This is a genomic window from Centipeda felix (assembly GCF_900186465.1).
In the GTDB taxonomy this organism is placed as follows: Bacteria; Bacillota; Negativicutes; order Selenomonadales; family Selenomonadaceae; genus Centipeda; species Centipeda felix.
In genome coordinates this window covers 210,712-235,553 of the sequence record NZ_LT891959.1, presented here as the reverse complement: position 1 = coordinate 235,553, position 24,842 = coordinate 210,712, and the positions used below count along the sequence as shown (strand labels likewise).

Genomic DNA, 24,842 nt, shown 5'->3' with positions numbered 1-24,842 from the left:
TCTCCCCCAGATGTGGTATAATCTCCCCGTTGGTATGAGAGACCAAGACAATCGCGTCTGTGTTTCAGCAGATGAGGAAAGTCCGAGCTCCATAGGGCAGTGTGCTGGATAACGTCCAGCGAGGGTGACCTCAGGGACAGTGCCATAGAAATTTAAACCGCCGACATTGTCGGTAAGGGTGGAAAGGTGCGGTAAGAGCGCACCAGCGGTCGGGTGACCGGCCGGCTTCGGTAAACCCCACATGGAGCAAGACCAAATAGGGAAGGATTTCCGGCGGCCCGTCGGCCTTCCGGGTAGTGTCGCTTGAGATGCCTGGCAACAGGTGTCCCAGATAAATGATTGTCACCGCCTTTTTGGGGGCGGAACAGAACTCGGCTTATTGGTTTCTCGTAGCCAATGTAATTGTGCACTTGTGGAAGGAAGTGTTTGCTTGCGAAAGAAAATCAAGATTCTTGCGTTATCCGCTATGCTTCTCTGCTCCGCATCAATCGCGAGCGCAGAGTCATTCCAGATCGGTGATCAGGGAACGGATGTTGCCGAGATTCAAGGTCAGCTTTCTAATTATGGTTATGATGTTGCCGCTGATGGTGATTTCGGCCCGGCAACGGCGGAGGCAGTCAAGGAGTTCCAAGCAGCACACGGCCTTGCTGTGGATGGTCTTGTGGGACCGTCAACCTATGAGGCTCTTCTCGGAAAGGCGATGCCGCAGGTTAGCCGCGGCTCGAACTATTTCGTGCGCCGCATTGTTTCGGACTCCATGCAGTACCTCGGTGTGCCGTATTCGTTCGGCGGAACGACACCGGCAGGGTTCGACTGCTCCGGCTTTGTCCGCTACGTCTTTGCCAATGCAGGGATCTATCTCCCGCGTACGGCAGATGCGCAGTATGAGGTCGGCTATCCAGTCTCGTCAGCAGAGATGGTTCCCGGCGATCTCGTCTTTTTCTCCACGTATGACTATGGTCCGTCGCACGTCGGCATCTACCTCGGTGATGGCAACTTCATCAATGCCTCGTCGAGCCGTGGAGTCGCAATTGATAACCTGTACGGCGGCTATTGGGGCGCATGCTATATCGGTGCACGTCGCGTGATGTGATGATGCAGAATCTGAGAGGGGCTCAGCCCCTCTTTTTTGATAGGAGCGGTTCGGATGGCGGATATTTTCTTACTTCTGCTTATCTTTCTGATGGTCTACTATGTCTTTGGCGATGAGCTGTTTCCACGATAATAATATAGAAGATAGTTGCATTCTTTCCTAAATTTAGGTAAGATGAGGAGCGTGTAGAAGGTGGAAGATCGGTGGTATCTGGCGGCGCTTCTGCGCTGTCCTCAGGTGGGCAGCGTTCGTATGCAGCGGCTGCAAAAGGTATGTCCTGCGGCAAAGGATGTATGGTCGATGACCGCCGCAGAACTGCGTGCGACAGGAGCCCTCACGGATGCTGCTGCCGACGCACTTGCACGGCACATACAGGGGGATCCTAATCTGCCGGAACGCATCGCGGAGGACTGCCGACGCGCTGATGTGTCGATGGTGACGATGGAGGATGAATGTTATCCGCTCGTTCTGCGAGAGATCTTTGATCCGCCGCTCGTGCTCTACTATCGCGGCACACTTCTGCCCGACGCACGGCGCATCAGCATCGTCGGTGCGCGCAAATTCTCAGGCTATGGGGAGGCTGCCGCGCTCGAGTTTGCGGAGCATCTCGCGGCGGCGGGAGTCACTGTAGTCAGCGGTGCGGCGCGCGGGATCGACACGCGTGCGCATCGCGGTGCACTGCGCGGCGGACGGACGGTTGCGGTCCTTGGCTGTGGCGTGGATATTGCCTATCCGCCCGAGAACCGCCGCCTGTTGACGGAGATCGCTGCGGCGGGCGGGGCAGTCCTCTCCGAGTATGCCCCCGGGACACAGCCGCTACCCATGTTCTTCCCTGCGCGTAACCGCATCATCAGCGGACTCGCGGAGGGGGTGCTTGTCGTTGAGGCGGCACGGCGCAGCGGCTCTCTGATCACCGCTGAGATGGCACTCAGCGAGGGACGTGAAGTCTATGCGATTCCCGGCAGCATCTATTCGCCGCAGAGCGGCGGCTGCCATAACCTCATCCGTGCAGGGGCACGTCTGGTAGAATCTCCGCGTGAAATTCTCGAAGAGATGCATCTCGCCGCACCACAGCGGCGCTCTACCCGCGCACAGCTGACACCGGAAGAGGCACACGTCTATCAGGTGCTCTCCTTCGATCATGCGCTGACCATGGACGAAATCATCGACAGTCTGCCCGTGAGCACGACAACGAGCCTCCCGCTCCTTCTCCTGCAAATGCAGCTGAAGGGCGTTATCATAGAGAATGAAATGCACGCCTATCGGCGTGCCGAAAGGAACTGACGGATTGGCGACGCAAGCATCTGCCCGCAAGGCGAAAGCCGGCACAGCGAAGAAAACGAAGACAGCGAAAACGGCAGGGAAAAAACCACAGAAAAAAATTCTGGTGATTGTGGAGTCTCCTGCAAAGGCAAAGACCATCGAGCGGCACCTTGGCAAACAGTATACCGTTCGTGCGTCGATGGGACATCTGCGCGATCTGCCGAAAAGTCAGTTCGGCATTGATGTGGAACATAACTTTGAGCCGAAATACATCAATGTGCGCGGCAAGGGGGACCTGATCCGTGCGCTCAAAAAAGAGGCAAAGGATGCCGATAAAATCTATCTGGCAAGCGATCCTGACCGCGAGGGGGAAGCAATCGCTTGGCATTTGGCACACATTCTCGGCGTTGACCCTGCGACGGACTGCCGCATCGTCTTTCACGAGATTACGAAGCCCGCGATTGAGGAGGCTGTGCATCATCCGCGTCCCATTCACATGGCGCAGGTCGATGCCCAGCAGGCACGACGCATGCTGGACCGCATTGTCGGCTATCAGCTCTCACCGCTCCTCTGGCGCAAGGTGCGCAAGGGGCTTTCTGCCGGACGCGTCCAGTCGGTCACGGTACGCCTGATCTGCGATCGTGAGCGCGAGATCGAGGCCTTTCAGTCCGAGGAGTACTGGACGGTCGAGGCGAAGCTGAAAAAGGATAAGCACGCCTTTATCGCCGAGGTGACCCATGCGCACGGCAAGAAACTCGCCCTGCACAGCGAGGCAGAGACGAAGGCACTGACGGATGATCTGGCACAGCAGAAATTTTCCGTGCAGGAGGTCAAACGCAGTGAGCGCAGGAAGAAAGCTGCGCCGCCCTTTACGACCAGTTCCCTGCAGCAGGATGCGGCGCGCAAGCTTGGATTTACGTCGGGACGCACGATGATGATCGCCCAGCAGCTCTATGAGGGCGTCGTTCTGGGGCGTCACGGTGCGACCGGTCTTATCACCTATATGCGTACCGACTCGACGCGCATTTCAAATCTCGCCGTGGATGAGGCCCGCAGTTTTCTCAGTGAGGAGTACGGAAAGGAGTATGTTCCATCTCGTCCCAATGTCTACGCGATGGGGAAGAAGGCGCAGGACGCACATGAGGCAATCCGTCCGACGAGTATCCTGCGTACGCCCGCAGAGGTGGAGAACTACCTGAACCGCGATCAGCTCCGTCTCTATACGCTCATCTGGCAGCGGTTCGCCGCCAGTCAGATGTCTGCCGCCGTTTACGACACCATCGCGGCACAGATTGCAGCAGGGGACTATCGCCTCCGCGCGCATGGATCAAAGCTGAAGTTCAAGGGCTATACCGCTGTCTATGTCGGGGCGGAAACAGCAAAGAAGGAGAAGGACACGCTCCTGCCCGACCTTGTGGATGGTGATCCTCTGACGCTGGGGGCGTTGAATCCCGAGCAGCACTTTACCGAGCCGCCGCCGCGCTACAACGACGCGTCGATCGTCAAGACCCTCGAGGAACTGGGGATTGGGCGTCCGAGCACGTACGCGCCCATCATCGAGACCATCCAGAAGCGCGGCTACGTGGAGCGGCGGGAAAAGCAGTTCCGTCCGACGGAGCTGGGCTTTATCGTCACGGATATGCTCGAGGAGCATTTCAAGAACATTGTCGATGTCAAGTTCACGGCGAATCTGGAGGGAGAACTCGACGGTGTCGCTGATGGGACGCTCGACAAGAATGAGCTGCTCGGCAGCTTTTACAAACCGTTTGAACAGACGCTGAAAAAGGCGGAGGATGCCATCGGTACGGTGGAACTCCCCGAGGAGGTCACCGATATCCCCTGCGATAAGTGTGGCCGCATGATGGTCGTCAAACAGGGGCGTTTTGGCAAGTTCCTTGCGTGTCCCGGCTTCCCTGAGTGCCGCAACGCAAAGCCGCTCCTGCGCGACACGGGTGTCGCGTGTCCCAAGTGCGGCGGGCGGATCGTCGAGCGAAAGAGTCGACACGGGCGCGCGTTCTTCGGATGCGACCGCTATCCCGAATGTGACTATACAACGTGGGATGAGCCCCAGAAGGAGACCTGCAAGACCTGCGGTGCCTTTATGCAGAAGCATCGCTACCGTACGGGGCGCGCCATTCTCTACTGCAGCAACGGGGCATGCCCTTCGCGTATCGGCAGCCCCATCGAAAAGGAACTGGCGCGCCAGAAAAAGCGTGCACAGGAAGCCCTTGAAAAGACGAAGGAGACTGATGCTGCGGCAAAGGAGCCGGCAACGAAACGAAAGACAAGTGCGCGTAAGGGGACACGCTCGTGAGCGGCGTACGCATCATCGGGGCCGGACTTGCTGGTGCCGAGGCAGCATGGCAGGCGGCTGAAGCAGGAATTGCCGTGGAGCTTTTTGAGATGCGTCCGCTGCGCCGTTCGCCGGCACATAAGACGGATGCCTTTGCGGAACTCGTCTGCAGCAACTCCCTGCGGGCGGCGGGGCTGATGAATGCCGTCGGCGTGCTCAAAGAGGAGATGCGCCGCATGAACTCCATCATCATGCAGGCGGCAGATCATACGGCTGTTCCTGCCGGCGGCGCACTGGCGGTGGATCGCGAGGCGTTCAGCGCCTATGTGACGGAGCGCATTGTGCAGCATCCACTGATCCATGTGCATCACGAGGAGATCACGGAGCTGCCCTCCACGGATGACAGCGTCCTCATCGTCGCCTCCGGACCACTGACCGATGGGCAGCTTGCGGAGGCGATACGTCGCCTGCTTGGCGATGATGGGCTGTACTTCTATGATGCAGCGGCACCGCTCGTCAGCTTCTCCAGCATTGATATGAATGTGGCGTACCGCGCCTCGCGCTATGGGAAGGGCGAGCCCGCCTACATCAACTGCCCCATGAATGAAGCGGAATACGATGCCTTCTGGCAGGCACTGACGACGGCGGAGGCGGCAGAGACACATAATTTTGAAAAAGCAATTTTCTTCGAGGGCTGCATGCCGGTCGAGGTCATGGCAGCGCGCGGGCGCGATACACTCCTCTACGGTCCGCTGAAGCCCGTCGGCCTTGAGCATCCCGTGACGGGGGAGCGTCCATACGCTGTGGTGCAGCTGCGGCAGGACAACGCAGCGGGATCGATCTACAACATCGTCGGATTCCAGACCCATCTCAAGTGGCCGGAGCAACGGCGTGTTTTTCAGATGATTCCGGGGCTGGCAGCGGCGGAGTTCCTCCGCTACGGTGTGATGCACCGCAACAGCTTTATCAGTGCACCACGGCATCTGCGTCCGACGTTCCAGTACACGGGAGATGACCGCCTGCTGTTTGCGGGGCAGATGACCGGTGTGGAGGGCTATGTCGAGTCCGCCGCATCGGGGCTTGTCGCGGGGAAAAATGCCGCGCGGCTGGTACAGGGGGAATCACCTGTCGTATTTCCCGTCAGTACCTGCCACGGCGCACTCGCACACTATATCACGACCTGTGATCCAGAACACTTTCAGCCCATGAACATCAACTTCGGGCTGCTCCCACCGCTCGCGGACTTGCCGCGCCGCACGCGTAAACCGGAGAAAAAAAGGATGCTGGCAGAGCGTGCATTGGAGGACTTGGAGCACTTTCTGGAAGGAGAGACACTGTGACATTTCATGCAACAACCATTGTGGCGGTCAAAAAGGATGGCAAGGTTGCCATCGCGGGCGACGGTCAGGTGACCTTCGGCGAGCGTGCGATCATGAAGGCGAACGCGCGCAAGGTGCGGCGTCTCTATCATGGAAAAATCCTCGCGGGATTCGCGGGCTCGGTCGCAGACGCGTTTACTCTTTTTGAAAAGTTCGAGGTCAAGCTGGAGTCGTACAGCGGCAATCTCCAACGCGCTGCCGTGGAGCTGGCGAAGGACTGGCGTACGGACAAGGTACTGCGCAAACTGGAGGCACTTCTCCTCGTTGCGGATCAGGACAGCATCCTCATGATCTCCGGCAACGGCGAGGTCATTGAGCCGGATGGTGACTGCACGGCGATTGGTTCAGGCGGGTTCTTTGCCCTTGCGGCGGCACGTGCTCTCGTGGCGCATTCGGCGCTGGATGCACCCGCAATAGCAAAGGAGTCTCTCTCGATCGCTGCGGATATCTGCGTCTATACGAATCATCACATCACGGTGGAGGTACTGGAATCATGAGTCAGATCGGAGTCAACGAACAGACACCGCGCGAGATCGTCGCCGAGCTCGACAAGTATATTGTCGGTCAGCATGAGGCGAAGCGCTCGGTCGCGATCGCTCTGCGCAACCGCTGGCGGAGCCGTCAGCTCGATGCGGATATGCGCGAGGACATCATTCCGAAAAACATCCTCATGATCGGCTCGACCGGTGTCGGCAAGACGGAGATTGCCCGCCGTCTGGCGCGCCTCGTGCGTGCGCCATTTCTGAAGGTGGAGGCGACCAAGTTCACCGAGGTTGGTTACGTCGGACGCGACGTGGAGTCCATCGTGCGTGATCTCGTCGAGACCTCCGTGCGGATGGTGCGTCAGCAGAAGATTGAGGAAGTGGAGGACAAGGCAAAGGAGAATGCAGAGGAGCGTCTCATTGATGTCTTTGTTCCACCGCCAAAGAAGTCGACAAATCCGCTCGGCAGCCTGTTCTCCTCGCAGGAGGATGAGCCGGAGGAGAAAAAGGAAGAGCCGCCGAAGTATCAGGCGGGACGTGAGTGGATGCGCAAGCGGCTGCGCTCCGGTGAGCTCGAAAATGATGTCATCGAAGTCGAGGTGGAGGAATCCGCGCGCCCGATGGGCAATATGTTTGCCGGCTCCTCCTTGGAGGGGATGAGCGACAACCTCCAGTCCATGATCGGGAAGCTCGTGCCGAAAAACCGTCACAAGCGCAAGGTGACAGTCGCACAGGCACGCAAGATCTTCGCGGCCGAGGAGGCGGACAAACTCGTCGATATGGATGTCGTCGCCGAGGAGGCGGTGCGCGCTGCCGAATACAGCGGCATCGTATTCCTCGATGAGATTGATAAGGTCGCCGTGAGTAATGGACGCAGTGCGGGTGCCGACATCTCGCGTGAGGGCGTTCAGCGTGACATCCTGCCGATTGTGGAGGGCTCTACGGTCGTTACGAAGTATGGCCCCGTCAAGACCGATCATGTGCTCTTCATTGCGGCGGGGGCATTTCATACGGCGAAGCCGTCGGACCTCATTCCAGAGCTGCAGGGGCGTTTTCCGATTCGCGTCGAGCTGAAGTCGCTCGTCAAGGAGGACTTCGAGCGCATCCTCACCGAGCCGCGCAACGCACTCATCAAGCAGTACAGTGCGCTGCTCGGCGTGGAGGGCGTCTCTCTGCGCTTTGCAGATGATGCCGTCAGCCGCCTTGCGCAGCTGGCGGAGACCGTCAATGAGCAGACGGAGGACATCGGCGCACGACGCCTCTACACGCTGCTTGAAAAACTCTTGGAGGAGCTTTCCTTTGACGCGCCCGATCTCACGGAGAAGGAGGTCGTCATCGACGCGGCGTATGTTGACCGTTGTCTCGCGGACATCGCCGGCGACCACGACGTATCGCGATTTATTCTCTGACAACAGGAAGCACGGATAAACTCAGCCACGCCATCACGATTGACGGACTTCACTTTATCCGTGCTTCCGATAAGAACGGTTTGGATGAGTCCAGGCCGTTTTTTCTATTGCCTAAGTGTGCATTTTATGAGATAATTCAGAGTGAAAGAATCTGTGCAGGAGGTATGGCTATGGACGAACAGGGGGGGCTCTTTGCACGGGCGGCGTATCAGCCGCTCGCGGAGCGCGTTCGTCCACGCACGCTTGACGACTTTGTCGGGCAGGAGCATCTCCTGGGGCAGGGGAAGATACTGCGCCGCCTCATTGAGAGTGACCGCATCACCTCGATGATTTTCTGGGGACCGCCCGGCGTCGGCAAGACAACGCTGGCGCAGATCATCGCCGCGCGTACGAAGGCGGAGTTCATCACGTTCTCTGCCGTGACGAGCGGGATCAAGGAGATCCGCACGGTGATGCAGGAGGCGGATCGGCGCCGTATGTACGGGGAGCGCATCGTTGTCTTTGTCGATGAGATTCATCGCTTTAACAAGGCACAGCAGGATGCGTTTCTGCCGTTTGTGGAGAAGGGAAGCATTGTCCTCATCGGCGCGACCACGGAAAATCCCTCCTTTGAGATCAACAACGCTCTGCTCTCGCGCTGTCGTGTCTTTGTCCTGCAGGGGTTGACGGAGGCCGACATCGAACACCTCCTCCGCCATGCGATCGCAACGGATAGAGAGCTGTCGCAGATGCATATCCATCTGTCCGATGATGGGATTACTGCCGTTGCCGCCTTTGCCAACGGTGATGCACGTAGTGCGCTCTCGACGCTCGAGATGCTCGTCCTCAATGCGGATGAGCGGGATGGCGAGTTATACATCACGGAGGAGAATCTCGCACAGTGCATTACGCGAAAATCCCTGCTCTATGACAAGAACGGCGAGGAGCACTATAATCTCATCTCAGCACTTCACAAGTCCATGCGTAACTCAGACCCGGATGCGGCAGTTTATTGGCTCGCGCGGATGCTGGAGGCGGGGGAGGATCCACTCTATGTGGCACGCCGTGTGACGCGTTTTGCTGCGGAGGATGTTGGCCTTGCCGACCCGCGTGCGCTGGAGCTTGCCGTCGCCGCCTATCAGGCATGTCACTACATCGGGTATCCCGAGTGCAACGTCCATCTGACGCAGGCTGTCGTCTATCTTTCGCTCGCACCAAAATCGAACGCCATGGAGACGGCATATCTCGCGGCGGCGGCCGATGCCCGCATGATGCTCGCCGAGCCTGTGCCGCTGGTGATACGGAATGCACCGACGCGGCTGATGAAGGATCTGGATTATGGCAAGGGCTATCAGTATGCGCATGATGCAGAGGAGCACATCACCAATATGCAGTGTCTTCCGGACGCGTTGGTGGGACGCGCGTACTATCAGCCGACGGATCAGGGAATGGAGAGCCGTTTTCGGGAGCGGCTGGAGTGGATCAAGGCGTGGAAGGCAGAGCATGCCCCCAAGAAGAATAATGGATAAATATGTATGACGAGGAAGGAGCTCCTGCGTTGGATGGGAAGCTGAAACTGTACGGGTTTAACAACCTGACGAAGGCGCTGAGTTTCAATATTTATGATATTTGCTATGCGAAGTCGGCGCGTGAGCAGCGGGATTACATCAAGTACATTGATGAGCAGTACAACTCCGACCGTCTCACGAAGATTCTTTCGCAGGTGACCGATATGATCGGTGCGCGGATCCTGAATATTGCAAAGCAGGACTACGAGCCGCAGGGAGCGAGCGTGACGATGCTCATCGCCGAGGAGGCAGCGGTCATCTCGGGAAGCAAGAAGCCCGTCAACGGAACAGCACTGACGGGGGAGACGATACTTGCCCATCTAGACAAGAGCCACGTCACCGTACATACCTATCCTGAGTTTCATCCCGATACGAGCATTGCAACCTTTCGCGTGGATATCGACGTCGCGACCTGCGGAGAGATTACACCGCTGCAGACGCTGGACTATCTCATCAGTCAGTTCGACTCGGACATCATCACGATGGACTATCGTGTACGCGGCTTTACGCGCGATCTGCAGGGACGCAAGCTGTTTATGGACAGCAAGATGACCTCCATCCAGGAGTTTATCAAACAGGAGACGCTGGATGAGTATGATGCCGTGGACATCAACCTCTATCAGGCAAGCCTTTTCCATACGCGGATGCTGATCAAGGAGCCGCAGCTCCAAAACTACCTCTTCAATACGGATGTCGATGAGATCCCGCCCAAGACACGGCTCCTCATCAGTACGAGTCTGCGCCGCGAGATGATCGAGATCTTCAGCGGGAGAAACGTGTACTAGGTATTTGTGTGCTGGGAGATGATCGGATGCCGCTCTATAAAAAATCGCTTTTGATTCTCCTGGCGCTGCTTGGTGCTGTCCTGATCGGTGCGACCTACGGCTACTATCGAGAGCAGGATGCCATCGCGCTCGACGCGGCGACGACTGAGCACGTCGAGCCCCTGCGCAAGGTTACCGTCTATGTCTCGGGTGAGGTAAAGAAGCCCGGGCTGGTCACGCTGGATGAGGACAAACGCGTCGCCGATGCGGTGAATGCTGCCGGCGGTGTGATCGAGACAGCAGATGTTGACCATATCAATATGGCGGCACATCTTGAGGACGGAATGCAGGTTCGCGTGCCCATGCGTCTGCGCGATGCAGGAGAAAAGGGAGCGGCGGCATCTCCCGGCAGGCAGGCAGACGGAAAGATCAATCTCAACACGGCGACCGAGAAGGAGCTGCAGGAGCTGCCCGGCATCGGTCCCGCCATGTCTGCGCGTATCGTGGAGTATCGTGAGAGCAATGGCGCATTTCAGTCCATCGACGATATCAAGAAGGTGCGCGGCATTGGTGCGGCTAAATTTGAAAAACTGAAAGATCGTGTGACGCTATGAAAACGGGACAGCACCCGCTGCGCTTCCTCATGGGGCTGCTGGCGGTGTTTTGTCTCGGCATTGTCTGTGGTGCCTGCTGCGGTATCTCTCTTTCCGTGCATCGTATCTATCTTATCGCCGCCATCCTGATCTTTTTTTCAGCCTCCGTTATCCTCGTTCTGAAACAGCATGAACGAACATGGATCGCGTTTGTGGGGCTTTTTTTCGTTGCGGGGATGTTTCGATTTGCGGGGGCGTATGAGCTGCCGGCGCAGGATATATCTCGTGCGGCAGGAGAGGAGACTGTTGTCTCTGGGATCATCACGGAGATGCCGCGCGTCACGGAGCGCACGGACGGGTCGCGGCAGATTCGCTATACTGCAGCGGTATACGCTCTGGGGCAAGGCAATGCAGAGCGTACGGCGAATGGACAGCTGCTCCTCTATGAACGGGAGGAGGATACGTCACCGCATGTGGGGCGCATTGGAGACAGGATCACGGCAGAGGGGAAGATTCGCCGCCCCCATGGATATCAAAATCCTGGGCAGATAGACACGGCGCTCCTCCTCCGCACGCAGGGGATCACGGCCTCTCTGTCGGCACATCGGGGGAGTGTATCCATCGAGTCCCGTGATGATATCTCTCTATGGGAGCAGTGGATGCGCCGCGCGGCAGAGATTCGTACGCACTATCTTGAGCACATGCGTGCGGTCATGCCGCATACAGATGCGGCGGCAATCTTTGCGATGCTGTTCGGCGGCTATGAGGGAATCGACCCCGCCCTGCTAGAGGCGTATACAACAACGGGGATCGTTCACATTCTGTCCGTGTCCGGTTCTCATATTAGTCTGATTGCCGCCGTGATTGCGTGGATTGCTGTGATCCTGCGTCTGCCGCGAGGGCTCAGTGCCGCTGCTGTACTTTCTGCGATTTTTTTCTATGTTCTGTTGGCGGGTATGGTACCGCCTGCCGTACGCTCCGGCATCATGGGCGGGGCCGCCTTTATCGGACTGGTGCTCGGGCGCGAGCGCGACGCAAAGTATCTGCTCCTTTTGACAGGGCTGTTCATGCTTATGGTGTCGCCACTGCTCCTCTTTCACATCAGTTTTCAGCTGTCTTTTTTGGCGACGGCAGGGCTTCTCTTCCTCGCCCCTGTCCTCGCAGGAAAGGTGCATCGTCTGCCGCGCCTCGTTTCTATGGCTTTTTCCATTACGATTGCCGCGCAACTCATGGTGCTTCCCGTACTGGCATGGTATTTCAATCAGGTGTCGATCTCCGCGCTCCTCGCCAATCTTATCGTTGTGCCCATCGTTGAACTCATCATCATCATGGGACTCTTTGCCGGTATTGTCACCTATCTCCTGCCGCTCCTCGGCAGCATTCTCTTTGCCGCTGACAGCGTCTTGCTCGGCATATCGTTTGAGCTGACACGCGCCCTAGCAGCTCTTCCCCTGTCCAAGGTATGGCTGCCGTCGATGGGGCTTTTCCCATCGGTCTGCTATTATGTGGTGATCCTGATCCTCTGTGCACCATCCGAGATGCGCAGGAAGATCCTATCGCGTCTCTTGGCATATCGCCATATTGTCGCTGTGTTGTGTCTCGCCCTCCTTGTCGGTGTGTGTGCGTGGCGGATGATCATGCCGCGCGAGATGGCCGTACACTTCATCGATGTGGGGCAGGGGGACTGTGCCCTCGTTGTGACGCCGCACGGACATGCGATGCTCTTTGATACGGGCGGAACGCGAGACGGTGCGTTTGATGTTGGCGCACGCGTCGATGTTCCCTATCTTCTCCACTACGGTGTGCGCGAGGTGGACTACATCTTTCTCTCGCATGCCCACGAAGACCATGCGGCAGGCGCGGGGGCGATTCTCTCCCGTCTGCCGGTAAAACACGTCTATACGGCGGATGAGGGACGCCATGCCTACGCCATGAGCATGCGCCTCGGTGATGCAAATCCTCTGCTGTCGAAACTCAGCCGGGCGGAGGCGGGGGAGACCTTTGTCCTGGACGGAGTTACCGTGGAGGTGATCTATGCACCGGCACGTGACCCATCGGACAATGCGACGGGCAACGAGGTGTCGAACGTCTACCGTATCCGCTACGGTGATGCGTCCTTCCTATTTACGGGCGATCTCGTTCGGGAACATGAGCTGAAGATGCTCAGTGCGGGCACGGATGCCTCTGCAACCGTTCTAAAAATCCCGCATCATGGCTCGCATACATCCAGTTCAGAGGAATTTATCCGTGCCGTTCATCCCATGTATGCCGTCTACTGTGTCGGTGCAGGGAACAGCTTCGGACATCCGCATGCCGACGTGGTGGAGCGCTATGATCGGATGGGCATAAAAACGCTCCGAACGGATGAGGACGGCGCGATTGTCTTTCATACCGACGGGCATCATCTCTCGGTGGAAACCTTTGCCGAGGGGCGACTGATACGTGAAATGAACGAAAAGTAGCATCCTATGGTTTCCCTTTTGTCTCCCACTCATGGGATTTTGCTTTGGATTACCACAGCACTGGAAACGTACTTCCGCAGGACATCCGAGTGAGACTTGACGCATTCACAGAATGGCTGATAGAATAAACTATAGTTGAGGACAGAATTCACGTAGAGACAATATCCGCACTGTCACAGGGCATCCTGCCAGCCAAATGAGCGGGATGGATGTGTCAGCTTCTTGGGAGAAGAAAACATGGCAAGCTGGAGCGGAATCCGAAAAAAACTCGAAAAGGACTATCTGGCGCTGAGCCTCAGAGGGCATATTCAGTATTATGCGACATCGTATAGCAGGAGCCCGGATCACGAGGGACGTGCCGCTATACGATACAATGGAAAAGAAATCATCAAGGGCTGTTACTACAATAATTGGCTGAAAGCAGATTGTTTTCCACAAGATGAAACTTACGAAAAACGCATGAAAGAAGAATTTGCGTTTATGGATGACACTGCCTTACGGTTGGGCGTGTTCGATCAACGCTCATTCTATCGCGCCTTTACGGAATTTGAGCAGCAATGTATCGAAGCGAGCCTCAAGAGCGAAAACTTGCTCGTACGCATATTTGCCGTATTGGATCGGCGCGTTGGGAAAAGGAGACTGCTTGCAATGAAAGAATCCATCACAGAAGAACCAGCAGTGTTTCAGGAGTTTTATGCCATCCGTGCGAAGGCAGAAGAATTGGAGTAGAGAGGAATAAATCCGTTTTTTGTGCATGTATCTTCGCGTGGCATATTTCAAAGAGGGCAGGATGAAAAATATGATGCAAAACGACAACATAATCGACATTCCCAGTCTCCAGTGGTACCCGGGGCACATGCGGAAGGCGGAGCGTCTGGTTCAGGAGAATCTAAAGTCGGTGGATGTGGTGGTAGAGCTCCTCGATGCGCGCATTCCGATGAGTTCTGCAAATCCTGTTCTGCGAGAGATTGTGGGCGGGAAGCCGCGCCTCATCGTGCTGAACAAGGCGGATCTTGCGGATGAATATGTGACACGTGCGTGGGTCAAGTATTATGCCGCAGAAGGGCTTTCTGCGGTTCCCGTGGACGCCGTGAAGGGGAAGGGAACGAAGGAACTCGTACAGGCGATTGCGCGCTGCGCAAAGCCAAAAACGGATAAATTGGTGCAGCATGGGGCGAAACCACGTGCCGCACGCTGTATGATTCTCGGCATTCCGAATGTCGGCAAGTCGTCACTGATCAATCGGCTGTCGGGCGGCACGAAGACAAAGGTAGAGAACCGTCCCGGTGTGACTCGTGCAAAGCAGTGGATTCGCCTTGGTGCACAGCTCGAGCTGCTGGATATGCCCGGCATCCTCTGGCCGAAATTTGAGGATCAGCAGGCGGCGCTTCATCTTGCATTTACAGGGGCAATCAATGACAATGTTTACGATGTAGGAAGTGTGGTGCTGCTTCTCCTGAATCGTTTGAGAGAGGACACTCCGCAGTCGTTGTGTACGCGTTATCAACTGGATGAACCTCTGCCTGAGGGGATTGATCTGCTTGATGCCATTGGACGAAAGCGCGGATGCCTCCGCGCTGGCGGCAAAATTGATTACGAAAAGGCAGAGCAGGTAATTTTGTCGGATTTTCGGAGTGGCAGACTAGGGCGGATTTCTCTAGATGCAGTGCCGTGCATCCCATCAGTATAAGCAGTGCGGTGAAGGAATCAGAGAAAATGACGATAAAAGAGATAGAAGACGTTTTTCGTCGCGGAGATGTGACGGAGGATTTCCTCAATACCTGCAAATGTGACGCGCGAAAAACCGTCCAAGCGATTCTTCGCCGTTACGAACGTACACAGCAGGAGCGTGCGCGTCTCTATGCAATGTATGCGTATGAGCGTTGTGCCGCCGAGCGCGGGCACTGTATCGTCGCCGGTGTGGATGAGGCTGGGCGTGGTCCTCTGGCGGGTCCCGTCGCAGTAGCGGCGGTGATTCTGCCGCAGGAGTACCTGCTTCTGCGCCTGAACGACTCAAAGAAGCTGTCTGAAAAAGTGCGGAAAGAGCTTTACGAAAGAATCGTTTCGGATGCTGTTTCCTATCATGTCGAGCTCATTGACGCTGAGACGATTGACCGAATGAACATCTTGGAGGCGACACGTAAAGGGATGTATGATGCTGTCGCTGCGCTTCTGCCGACACCGCAGGAGGTTCTGATTGACGCTGTGGCGCTTCCACATCTGAGAATGGCATCACAGTCGATTGTCAAAGGGGATGCCAAATCCGCATCAATCGCGGCGGCGTCGGTTTTGGCAAAAGTGACACGAGATCGCCTGATGCTGACGTATGACGAGGCGTATCCAGTGTATGGCTTTGCTAAGCACAAGGGCTATGGAACACAGGAACATATCGACGCGATCCGCAACTATGGGATCTGTCCATTGCATCGTAAAACGTTCGAGCCCATTCGCTCGATGATAACTAACAGAAAAGGCTGTGAATACTGTGCCGATTGAAGCAAATGCAACTGCAGCAGCGGCTGCCGTCTCCGCACCACAGCGGATTTCATCGGAACGCCCGACCGAAGGAGTACAAGGCCGCGGCGATCAGGAGAATGCCTCAGCGGCATTCAGTCAGCGTACCAACGTGTCCATTGAGACTGCGATTGACCGTATGGCGGATGTTCTGTCCAAAATCAGCGGACGTCAGCAGACGAATGTTGAGCAGATTCCGCAGGAGCTCAAAGAGGTCATACGGAATATCATTCGGCAGTCTTTTTCGATTGAGTCCACACTTGCACAGGGGCTTGGCAGTACGGCGGCAAGTCAGCGCTTTTCGACGGATCAGCTGACGACGCTGGCGCGGATGTTGAATCAGATGGGAACGATGGCGGAGACAAACGAAGTTCCCCGTGTCAGCGACGACGTGGCGACCCTGCTTGCGGCGTTGAAAAGTGCCATTGCCAAGGATGCGGGCGGAACATTTGAGCCGATCATGCTGACGAAAGCCGCGTTTCAGCTGATTGATACAGGAAACGCCGAACTCCTCCCGAAGGATTTACAGACCGTCCTCTCTCAGCTGAATGCAAGTGCAGGTGCTGCACCCGCTGCGGCAAACGGCGGCGGTACATCCTCCATGACGTTTCTAAATCAGCTGGTTCAGCTGCTGATGCCACGTGACGCGGGAGCGGCGACGCAGCAGACAATGCCGCAGCAGGGAGGGACGCAGTCACCGGTGCAGACAGGAGAGGCACAGGCAACACCGCAGCAGGGAAGCGCAGCACTCTCCGTAGAAGAGGGCGCGGCGCAGATGCCGGCAAGTGGACAGACTGTACGCATGACAGCACCCGCAGCGGGAGCTATGCAAAATCCTGCGCCTGCTGCCACAGCTGCATCGGATACAGCGGCTGCCCCAGAGGAACTTCCCGCCGACAACATTACACAGGGGGCAAAACAGGGGGAGGGCTCCTCTGCACCATCGGCAAAGGGAATGGAAGCCCCTGCACTTCGTCAGGCAGATACTGCCGCAGTCGGTATCGGCACGAAAGGCAATGCCACGCCCTCTCTATCTGCGGCAGAGGCACAGCGCGGGCAGGGCACGGAGATGGTGCAGGAAAACGCTGCGCAGCAGGGGAAGACTACCGTGCAGCAGGAGACTCCTCTCCCGCAGGGCAGTGCACCAGTGCGTCAGGACGGCACGGGCGGGACACTGAATCCTGCTCGTCAGCCCGTTGGCGAAGAGGCGCGGACAGGAACCGCAGAAGCCGCAAAGCAAACGCCTCAGAGCACGGAGCAGGTCGCCCGTTCACAAGCGGGACGGGCGGAGACAGCGGCGGCACAGCCGCCAGCTTCCACGATGCAGGGCTCAGATGCTGTAAAGACGGCCGAGACGCCGACGCTCATTCCGAAGTTCATCACACGCCCCATGGAGAATGTACCGCAGATGATGAGCACGCTTCGCGACATGGCACGCGTGCTCCTGCAAAATGAAAATCTCAGCCAGCGCGAGACACTTTTGCTCCAGAACTTCGTCAGCGGACGCACGCAGACACTGAGTGAAGGTGATGCGAAGCAGCTCCAGCAACTCATCCAGCTGACGCAGCAGAACATTCCGGGAACCGTCCGCCAAGCGGCGTTTGAACAGCAGATGCCGGATCTTCCGCGCCTATGGGCTTTTATGCAGATGGCCGATCTAGTCAAGGTGCGCAAGATGACGGCGGAGCAATACAGACGTGCGGGGCGGGATGTCGCGGCACTGGCTCTGACCATGCGTCACTCACTGGAGGGGGAGAATGCGGCACCGCAGCCGGGACAGCGCTCTATGAGCTATGTGATGCCGCTCTTTATGGGAGAGACCGAGTATCCCGCCTACATTCATGTCTATGATGAGTCCCACAAGGATGAGGCGACGGATCAGGTCAAGAAAGAGACGTGGCTTAGAATCTGTGTTCTCACGGATCACATCGGCACTGTCGAACTCATCAATCGCATCTACGAAGAGAATCATGTCGATATGCGTCTCTATTTTTCTGATGCAGATGCCGCATGGGAGTTCCGTAACGAACTCGACAGTATACGTGAGTCCGCTGACGGAACCTCTTTGGTGATCGAGGGCATACAGATCGGCGCGATAGGTGAGCGTCGTTTCTTCACGAACTGATGATGACAGTCATGGTATAGCCTATTGACGATCATGAGATCGCCTCATATAATGTTGCTGAGGGATCGCGGGACGAAAAGACAAGGATGGTGAGATATGCCGGATCACGCGGACAGGGAAGAGGAGCAGCGCGAAGAAGAACCGCGTGCTGTTGCCATCAAATATGATGCAAAGTCGGATCGTGCGCCGCGCGTGACGGCAAAAGGCCGTTCCCTTGTTGCTGACCGCATTTTGGCGGAGGCACGCAAAAACGGCATACCAGTCTATCAGAACAAATCGCTCGTCAATATGCTGATGGCGCTTGAGATTGACCGCGAGATCCCTCCCGAGCTCTATCGTACGATCGCTGAAGTGCTCGCCCATGTCTATCGGATTGATCGTCACATGGGGAGCAGGAAATCGCCATGAGCAATAAGGTGCTGGGAGATCGAGGAGAGTCCTGTGCTGCCCGCTATCTCGGTGCGCAGGGATATCGAATTCTGGCACAGAAGTATCGCACAAAGATAGGGGAGATTGATCTGATCGCAAAGGATCGTGATACATTGGTCTTTGTCGAGGTAAAGACACGACGAAGCGTCCGTTGCGGACTTCCAGCAGAAGCGGTAAACTACCGAAAGCAGCGCAGAATCATACAGACGGCGATGTGGTATCTGCGCGAAAAACAGATGGATCAAACACCTTGCCGTTTTGACATCGTTGAGGTCTATGCCGCGGGAAACGAGTGGGGGATTCATCACCTCAAGGGGGCTTTTGAGGTGTGAGGCGGATACAAAGGATGCAGGTGCGGTTCATGTCCTGCATCTTTTCTTTTGCTTATCGAATCTCTTTTGCTTATGGAATCGAATCAGTGAATATGCTATAATAACAACGATGTATGCGGTGGATAGAACCGTAATAGGAGGTACTATTTTGAACGTTGCGAAGCCAATTTATGTCATTGGGCATCGTAATCCGGACACGGATTCGATCTGCTCCGCGATCGGCTATGCCCATCTGAAACAGGCCATGGGCGTCAATGCCATTGCCGCACGCGCCGGCAAAGTGAATAAGGAAACGCGGTTTGCACTGGAGTACTTCCATGTCGAAAAGCCGCTCTTGATCCCCGATCTCTATCCGCGTGTCAAGGATATTGCGATGGACTGCAAGATCGTTGTGCGCCAGCATGATACCCTACGCAATCTGGGGGAGGTTCTGCGCGAGAATGATCTGCGGTCGATTCCCGTGACGGACAGCCAGGGACTTCTCGTTGGCATCGTTTCGGTCAGTGATCTTGCGAAGCGGTATTTTCAGGAGCTCGGCATGACGAATCTCGCAGACATGCGCGTACGCTATCGCGACATCATTCATGCCACCGACAGTCAGGTGCTTGTCTCCGGTGATGAGTCGGAGACAATCAAGGGACAGATCCGCATCGCTGCCGGAAGTATCGCAACGATTAAGAAGATCATCAAAGGGAACGACATCGTGCTCGTGGGCGACAGAAAGCCCGAGACGATTCTGACCTGCATTAACCAGGGGATTTCCTGCCTTGTCGTGACCGGGGACGGCCGTGTTCCGGCTGAGGCTCTGGAGGAAGCGGAGACGCGTGGTATCTTCGTCCTCTCGACGCCGTATGATACCTATACAGTGGCGCGGCTCATCAACCAGTGTGTGCCCATTCGGCGCATCATGCACGATAATCCCGTCTGCTTCAAGCCGCTCGATCTCCTGTCTGATATCAAGGGAATCATGGAGGAGACCAACTACCGTAATTATCCCGTATTGGAGAACGGCCGCATCGTCGGTCTCGTGAGCCGTGACCGACTGGGGGTCTCCGACCCGGCGCAGGTGATTCTTGTCGATCACAACGAGCGCAATCAGGCGGTCGAGGGCATCGAGGAGGCGAAGATCATCGAGATCATCGATCATCATCGCTTCGGTGGGATCAGTACGAGCGAACCAATCTACACTCACGCCGAGCCAGTCGGGTGCACGGCAACGATTGTCTCTAATATGCACTGGCAGAACGACATCGACATTCCTCCGTCGATTGCAGGTCTCTTGCTCTCCGCCATCATCTCTGATACGGTGCTGTTCAAATCTCCGACCTGCACGCCAAAGGATAAACAGGCGGCGGAGCGTCTCGCTGAGATCGCAGACGTGGATATGAACGCGTACGGCCTCGAGATGCTGAAGGCGGGCTCCAGTGTCGGCAATATGACGCCGATGGAGATTGTACGTAACGACCTCAAGGAGTTCACCATTGGTGCCTATCGTGTGGTCGTCAGTCAGACCTCGGTGATGGACACGAAGGAAATCATGGCAAAGGAGGATGAGCTCCTCGCAGCGATGAAGTCCATCTGCGACACGGAGGGGTTTGATCTCAGTCTCGTTATGATTACGGATATTCTCGAGGAGGCAACCTATCTGCTCTTTACGGGTTCGCCGCGTACGCTGATCGGAGAGGCGTTCCGCAAGGATACGAGCGGAACACATCTCTATCTGCCGGGTGTCATGTCGCGCAAGAAGCAGATCATTCCGCCGCTCTCGGAAGCGGTCAAGCGAATCAAGACATAAGGGATACTGTATATGGGAGGGGCGGAGTTGCCGTGGCGGCGGCCCCGCCTTTCTTATTTGGAGTGAAAGGGACGATTCTATGGATTTGATGCAAGGGCTGAACGAACCCCAGCAGCGCGCTGTCGCGTGCCTGCAGGGACCTCTCCTCATCGTTGCCGGAGCGGGCTCCGGAAAGACCCGTGTGCTGACATTTCGCATCGCCAATTTGTTGGAACATGGTGTTCCGCCCTACCGCATCCTTGCCATTACATTTACCAATAAGGCTGCCCGCGAGATGCGCGAACGCGTGGATGCACTGATCGGAGATGCGGCGCAGGACGTTTGGCTGAGCACATTCCATTCGTTCTGTGCCCGCTTTCTGCGCATGGAGCTCGAGCACTATGGGCGCTATGCGAAGAACTTCGTCATCTACGATGCTGCGGACAGCAAGGGGCTGCTCCGTGAGTGCCTGAAAGAGCTCAATATCGACGAGAAGCATACCGCTCCCGGCGCGGTGCAGGCGCATATTTCCGATGCGAAGAACCGTCTGCTCGATGTCGCGGCATTTACGGCGCAGGCAACGGATTTCTTTGCTGAACAGGTCGCCAAGATCTATGCCCTCTATCAGTCCAAGCTGCAGGAGAACAATGCACTGGATTTTGATGATCTGCTGATGCTGACGGTGGAACTCCTTACGAAGAATGAGGAACTGCGGACGAAGTACCAAAAGAAGTTCCAGTACATTCTTGTGGATGAGTATCAGGATACGAACGGCGCACAGTATGCGATCACCAAGCTGCTTGCCGCAGAGCACCGCAATATTTGCGTCGTCGGCGATGCAGACCAGTCAATTTACGGCTGGCGCGGCGCAGATATGCGGAACATCATGAACTTTGAGCAGGACTACCCGGAGGCGACGGTTATCCTGCTTGAGCAGAACTACCGCTCGACGAAGAATATTCTTGCAGCGGCGAATGCTGTGATCGAGAACAACCTGACGCGCAAGAAGAAGGAGCTCTGGACGGATAATCCGACCGGCGACCGCATTACGATCTATGAGGGAGCAACGGAAAAGAATGAGGCCTCCTATATCGTGCGGGAGGTAGAGCGTCTGCACACGATGTTCCATGTCAAGTATGGCGATATTGCCGTGCTCTACCGTACTAATGCGCAGTCACGCAATATTGAGGAGGCTTTTTACGCGACAGGTGTCCCGTATGCAATGGTTGGTTCGGTGCGTTTCTATGATCGGCGTGAGATTAAAGACATTATCGCCTATCTGCGTGTGATCTACAATCCTCGCGATACACTGAGTCTTCTGCGCATCATCAATGTCCCGCGCCGTGGTCTTGGCCCTACGTCCATCGCTCGCATGATGGAGACGGCGGAGGAGTACCGCATCTCTCTCTTTGAGGTGATTACGGATGCTCAGCTGCTCTCCATGATTCCCAAACTCTCCGCCAAGGTAAAGCTGGCGCTGGAGGAGTTCGCTGCCATGGTCTTTACCTTTATGGGACAGCTCGGAACGCGTCCCATCCATGAGATTGTCGAGGATGTGATCGAGACGTCCGGCTATGCCGCTGCGCTTGAGGAGGAGAAGAAGGAAGACAACCGTGACCGTCTCGAAAACCTGCGTGAGTTCATCAGTGTGGCGAAGAACTTTGATGATGGTGCAGCGGAGGGGGAGAACGGACTTGCGGATTTCCTCGCACAGATTGCGCTGATTTCCGATGTCGACCAGACGGAGCAGTCGGACGGGACAGTGACGCTCATGACGTTTCACGCGGCGAAGGGGCTGGAGTTTCCCGCCGTCTTTATGGCGGGGATGGAGGAAGGGCTCTTTCCGCATTCCCGCACGCTGCTCGATGATACGGAGATCGAGGAGGAGCGGCGTACGTGCTATGTCGGCATCACGCGCGCCGAGCGTCGGCTCTACCTCACCTATGCAAGGCAGCGGACGATCTACGGGCGTACGGAGATGTCGCGGCCTTCGCGCTTTCTGGCAGAGATTCCGGAGGAGCTGGTCGAGCATAAGGAGGCGGACTTTTTAGGCGGGACTGATCTGCGTGCACCATCCAATATATGGAGTGAGCGCAGTACCCGCACAGAGCGAAAACGCTATATGACGCCGCCGCAGCATACGGCGGAGGACGGCAGTGTGATCCGCCCCGACGCATCGGCAGCCTTTAAGGCGGGGGATGCCGTACGCCACAGCAAGTGGGGGGACGGGCGCATTGTCGCCATCAGCGGATCAGGTGAGGATGCCGAGCTGTCCATTGCATTCCCGGGGGAAGGAATCAAGAAGTTCGTGCAAAAGTATGCACCGATTTTGAAGCTGTGAGGAGATCATGAGCAAGATTGATGAGGTAAAGACAGAGCTGTCAGAGCTGCGGCGTAAAATACGGAAGTATTCCAAGCAGTATTATGACGATAATGAATCTGAGATTTCGGATTATGACTTCGATATGCTGATGATGCGCCTGAAAAAACTTGAGGCAGCGTATCCGGAGCTCATTACGAAGAACTCGCCGACACGCACCGTGGGAGGCTCAGCACAGCGCGAAGTCGGCTTACTCGTTCCTCATGATGTTCCGATGCTCTCCCTGCAGGATGTATTCTCCGAGGAAGAGATTCATGCGTTTGTCGATAATGTCCTTGCGCATTTTCCTGCGGCGGAATTTGTCGTCGAGGAAAAGATCGACGGATTGTCTCTGGCGCTTCGCTACGAGAACGGTGTGCTTGCACGTGCGATCACACGAGGTGACGGCATTGTGCAGGGAGAAGACGTGACAGCGAATGCACGCGTGATCGACGATGTTGTACAGAAGCTGCATGATGCCCTGCCATATTTTGAGGTGCGCGGCGAGGTCTATATGAAGCGCGCCGCATTTGCCGAGGTCAACGAGCGACAGGAACTTCTCGGGCTGAAGCCCTTTGCCAATCCGCGCAACTGTGCTGCAGGAACTCTGCGGCAGCTGGATTCACGCATCACGAAGGAGCGCAGGCTGTCTATGTTCGTATTCAATTTGCAGCGCAGTGACGGCCGTGTATTTTCCTCTCATACCGAGGCGTATGTATTCATGCAGTCTCAGGGGATCAAGACGATTGCGAATTACCGCGTCTGCCGTACGGCAGAGGAGGTCTGGGCCGCCATCGAGGAGATCGGTGTGCGGCGCGGCAGCCTGCCCTATGACATCGATGGAGCCGTGGTTAAGGTGAACTCCTTTGCCATGCGTGAGGAACTTGGTGTAACGGCAAAGGCGCCGCGTTGGGCGATTGCCTATAAGTATCCGCCGGAGGAGAAGGAGACGGTACTTCGCGATATTGAGCTTTCCGTCGGACGGACTGGGCGCATCACGCCGACGGCCGTGTTCGATCCCGTGGGGCTCTGCGGAACACGCGTCGAGCGGGCAACCCTGCACAATCAGGACTATATTGACAGCCTGGACATCCGTATCGGTGATACCATTCTCGTCTATAAGTCAGGGGAAATCATCCCGCGCGTCAAGGCGGTGCTGAAGGACAAACGACCGCAGAACAGTCGCCCCTATGTGATACCGGATGTCTGTCCCGTCTGTGGCGCACATGCCGTACGCGAAGCAGATACGGCGGATATGCGCTGCCAAAATCCTGTATGTCCGGCACAGATCGAGAACCATCTTCTGAACTTCGTCAGCCGCAGTGCGATGGACATCAAGGGGCTAGGAGCGGCTGCCGTTATTGCCCTTGTCCATGCAGGATATATCCATGATGTTGCGGAGATCTTTTCTTTGCATGAGCATCGAGAGGAGCTCGTTGCTTCTGGACTGATCGGCCGCGCAAAGAGTGTCGATCAGCGTCTTGCGGCAATTGAAGCGAGTAAGCAAAACCCTCCCGAGCGTCTATTGACGGGGCTGGGAATTGCTGGCATCGGACGCGCGGCAGCGGCTGCGCTGATGCAGGAATTTTCATCCATTGATGCCCTGCAGGAGGCGGCGCGTGAATCCCCAGAACGCATTCTCGCTGTTCCGGATATGGGTGAGATTACGGTACAGAAGCTGACGGAGTTCTTCTCGTCTGCATCCGCCTGTGCCCTGTTAGATCGCCTGCGTGCAGCCGGGGTAAACTTTGCGGGAACACGAACGGAGCGTGTGGGGACGGCACTCGCCGGAAAGAGTTTTGTCATCACGGGGACACTGCCGACTCTGTCCCGTGAGGAATGCAGTGCCCTTATCACGGCGCATGGGGGCTTGGTGAAGGGCTCTGTTTCAAAGAAGACCGATTATCTTGTCGCGGGAGAAGCGGCAGGAAGCAAGCTGAAAAAGGCGGAGGATCTCGGCATCCCCGTCTTGGACGAGGCAGCTCTTTGCGCCATGATTTCGGAAGAAAAGGACGGCTTGTAAA

19 protein-coding genes and 1 other RNA gene are annotated in these 24,842 nt (G+C 56.5%); all 20 read left to right on the top strand.

All coding sequences use genetic code 11. From position 1 onward, the window contains the following. Positions 1-35: 35 nt before the first annotated feature. Positions 36-394: RNase P RNA component class A (rnpB, locus tag C1713_RS08550), an RNA gene on the top strand. 36 nt (positions 395-430) lie between these two features. Further along, a complete protein-coding gene (locus C1713_RS08545; protein ID WP_009442565.1) occupies positions 431-1,093 on the top strand; it encodes a C40 family peptidase in 663 nt (220 codons plus the stop codon). Positions 1,094-1,285: 192 nt separating this feature from the next. Continuing rightward, positions 1,286-2,377, top strand: a complete 1,092-nt coding sequence (dprA, locus tag C1713_RS08540) for a DNA-processing protein DprA (RefSeq protein ID WP_102493649.1) — start codon at positions 1,286-1,288, stop codon at positions 2,375-2,377. Further along, entirely contained in the window at positions 2,340-4,670 is a 2,331-nt protein-coding gene (gene topA, locus C1713_RS08535; RefSeq protein WP_170950808.1) for a type I DNA topoisomerase, read from the top strand. The genes dprA and topA overlap by 38 nt, the downstream gene beginning before the upstream one ends. Next, positions 4,667-5,989 (top strand): methylenetetrahydrofolate--tRNA-(uracil(54)-C(5))-methyltransferase (FADH(2)-oxidizing) TrmFO, encoded by a 1,323-nt coding sequence (gene trmFO / locus C1713_RS08530; protein WP_009442562.1) that lies wholly within the window; start codon positions 4,667-4,669, stop codon positions 5,987-5,989. The genes topA and trmFO overlap by 4 nt, the downstream gene beginning before the upstream one ends. After that, positions 5,986-6,525, top strand: a complete 540-nt coding sequence (hslV, locus tag C1713_RS08525; RefSeq protein WP_061943534.1) for an ATP-dependent protease subunit HslV — start codon at positions 5,986-5,988, stop codon at positions 6,523-6,525. Before trmFO ends, hslV begins: the two co-directional genes overlap by 4 nt. Beyond that, on the top strand, positions 6,522-7,919 hold the full coding sequence (gene hslU / locus C1713_RS08520) for an ATP-dependent protease ATPase subunit HslU (RefSeq protein ID WP_009442560.1): 1,398 nt from the start codon (positions 6,522-6,524) through the stop codon (positions 7,917-7,919). Before hslV ends, hslU begins: the two co-directional genes overlap by 4 nt. A 170-nt stretch (positions 7,920-8,089) precedes the next feature. Next, positions 8,090-9,427 carry a replication-associated recombination protein A gene (locus C1713_RS08515; protein ID WP_102493647.1) on the top strand — a complete coding sequence of 446 codons (1,338 nt, stop codon included), beginning with the start codon at positions 8,090-8,092 and terminating at the stop codon, positions 9,425-9,427. Positions 9,428-9,456: 29 nt separating this feature from the next. Further along, positions 9,457-10,251, top strand: coding sequence for an adenosylmethionine decarboxylase (gene speD / locus C1713_RS08510; protein ID WP_039980890.1), 795 nt, complete (start codon positions 9,457-9,459; stop codon positions 10,249-10,251). 26 nt (positions 10,252-10,277) lie between these two features. Further along, the gene (locus C1713_RS08505; RefSeq protein WP_102493646.1) at positions 10,278-10,844 is read left to right on the top strand and encodes a helix-hairpin-helix domain-containing protein; all 567 of its coding nucleotides are present in this window, start codon (positions 10,278-10,280) and stop codon (positions 10,842-10,844) included. Further along, entirely contained in the window at positions 10,841-13,285 is a 2,445-nt protein-coding gene (locus C1713_RS08500) for a DNA internalization-related competence protein ComEC/Rec2 (protein WP_102493645.1), read from the top strand. Before C1713_RS08505 ends, C1713_RS08500 begins: the two co-directional genes overlap by 4 nt. A gap of 237 nt (positions 13,286-13,522) precedes the next feature. Further along, positions 13,523-14,014, top strand: coding sequence for an SF0329 family protein (locus C1713_RS08495; RefSeq protein ID WP_102493644.1), 492 nt, complete (start codon positions 13,523-13,525; stop codon positions 14,012-14,014). Positions 14,015-14,084: 70 nt separating this feature from the next. Next, complete coding sequence (gene ylqF / locus C1713_RS08490; RefSeq protein ID WP_102494061.1) at positions 14,085-14,975, top strand: ribosome biogenesis GTPase YlqF; 891 nt, start codon at positions 14,085-14,087, stop codon at positions 14,973-14,975. 26 nt (positions 14,976-15,001) lie between these two features. Continuing rightward, entirely contained in the window at positions 15,002-15,781 is a 780-nt protein-coding gene (locus C1713_RS08485) for a ribonuclease HII (protein WP_102493643.1), read from the top strand. Further along, positions 15,771-17,924, top strand: a complete 2,154-nt coding sequence (locus C1713_RS08480) for a hypothetical protein (protein ID WP_102493642.1) — start codon at positions 15,771-15,773, stop codon at positions 17,922-17,924. Before C1713_RS08485 ends, C1713_RS08480 begins: the two co-directional genes overlap by 11 nt. Before the next feature lie 96 nt (positions 17,925-18,020). After that, on the top strand, positions 18,021-18,332 hold the full coding sequence (locus C1713_RS08475) for an EscU/YscU/HrcU family type III secretion system export apparatus switch protein (protein ID WP_009442488.1): 312 nt from the start codon (positions 18,021-18,023) through the stop codon (positions 18,330-18,332). Further along, positions 18,329-18,685, top strand: a complete 357-nt coding sequence (locus C1713_RS08470) for a YraN family protein (RefSeq protein WP_050343623.1) — start codon at positions 18,329-18,331, stop codon at positions 18,683-18,685. The genes C1713_RS08475 and C1713_RS08470 overlap by 4 nt, the downstream gene beginning before the upstream one ends. A gap of 148 nt (positions 18,686-18,833) precedes the next feature. Further along, on the top strand, positions 18,834-20,480 hold the full coding sequence (locus tag C1713_RS08465; RefSeq protein ID WP_039980876.1) for a putative manganese-dependent inorganic diphosphatase: 1,647 nt from the start codon (positions 18,834-18,836) through the stop codon (positions 20,478-20,480). Positions 20,481-20,559: 79 nt separating this feature from the next. Then, a complete protein-coding gene (pcrA, locus tag C1713_RS08460) occupies positions 20,560-22,800 on the top strand; it encodes a DNA helicase PcrA (protein ID WP_102493641.1) in 2,241 nt (746 codons plus the stop codon). Between the two features lie 7 nt (positions 22,801-22,807). After that, the gene (ligA, locus tag C1713_RS08455; RefSeq protein ID WP_102493640.1) at positions 22,808-24,841 is read left to right on the top strand and encodes an NAD-dependent DNA ligase LigA; all 2,034 of its coding nucleotides are present in this window, start codon (positions 22,808-22,810) and stop codon (positions 24,839-24,841) included. The last annotated feature ends 1 nt before the right edge of the window (position 24,842 follow it).

Excerpts from the sequence above, each read along its gene's own strand:
- topA (WP_170950808.1), top strand. The coding sequence starts at position 2,340 with ATGAAATGCACGCCTATCGGCGTGCCGAAAGGAACTGACGGATTGGCG.
- hslU (WP_009442560.1), top strand. The coding sequence starts at position 6,522 with ATGAGTCAGATCGGAGTCAACGAACAGACACCGCGCGAGATCGTCGCC.
- C1713_RS08515 (WP_102493647.1), top strand. The coding sequence starts at position 8,090 with ATGGACGAACAGGGGGGGCTCTTTGCACGGGCGGCGTATCAGCCGCTC.
- C1713_RS08505 (WP_102493646.1), top strand. The coding sequence starts at position 10,278 with ATGCCGCTCTATAAAAAATCGCTTTTGATTCTCCTGGCGCTGCTTGGT.
- C1713_RS08500 (WP_102493645.1), top strand. The coding sequence starts at position 10,841 with ATGAAAACGGGACAGCACCCGCTGCGCTTCCTCATGGGGCTGCTGGCG.
- C1713_RS08495 (WP_102493644.1), top strand. The coding sequence starts at position 13,523 with ATGGCAAGCTGGAGCGGAATCCGAAAAAAACTCGAAAAGGACTATCTG.
- ylqF (WP_102494061.1), top strand. The coding sequence starts at position 14,085 with ATGATGCAAAACGACAACATAATCGACATTCCCAGTCTCCAGTGGTAC.
- C1713_RS08485 (WP_102493643.1), top strand. The coding sequence starts at position 15,002 with ATGACGATAAAAGAGATAGAAGACGTTTTTCGTCGCGGAGATGTGACG.
- C1713_RS08475 (WP_009442488.1), top strand. The coding sequence starts at position 18,021 with ATGCCGGATCACGCGGACAGGGAAGAGGAGCAGCGCGAAGAAGAACCG.
- C1713_RS08470 (WP_050343623.1), top strand. The coding sequence starts at position 18,329 with ATGAGCAATAAGGTGCTGGGAGATCGAGGAGAGTCCTGTGCTGCCCGC.
- pcrA (WP_102493641.1), top strand. The coding sequence starts at position 20,560 with ATGGATTTGATGCAAGGGCTGAACGAACCCCAGCAGCGCGCTGTCGCG.
- ligA (WP_102493640.1), top strand. The coding sequence starts at position 22,808 with ATGAGCAAGATTGATGAGGTAAAGACAGAGCTGTCAGAGCTGCGGCGT.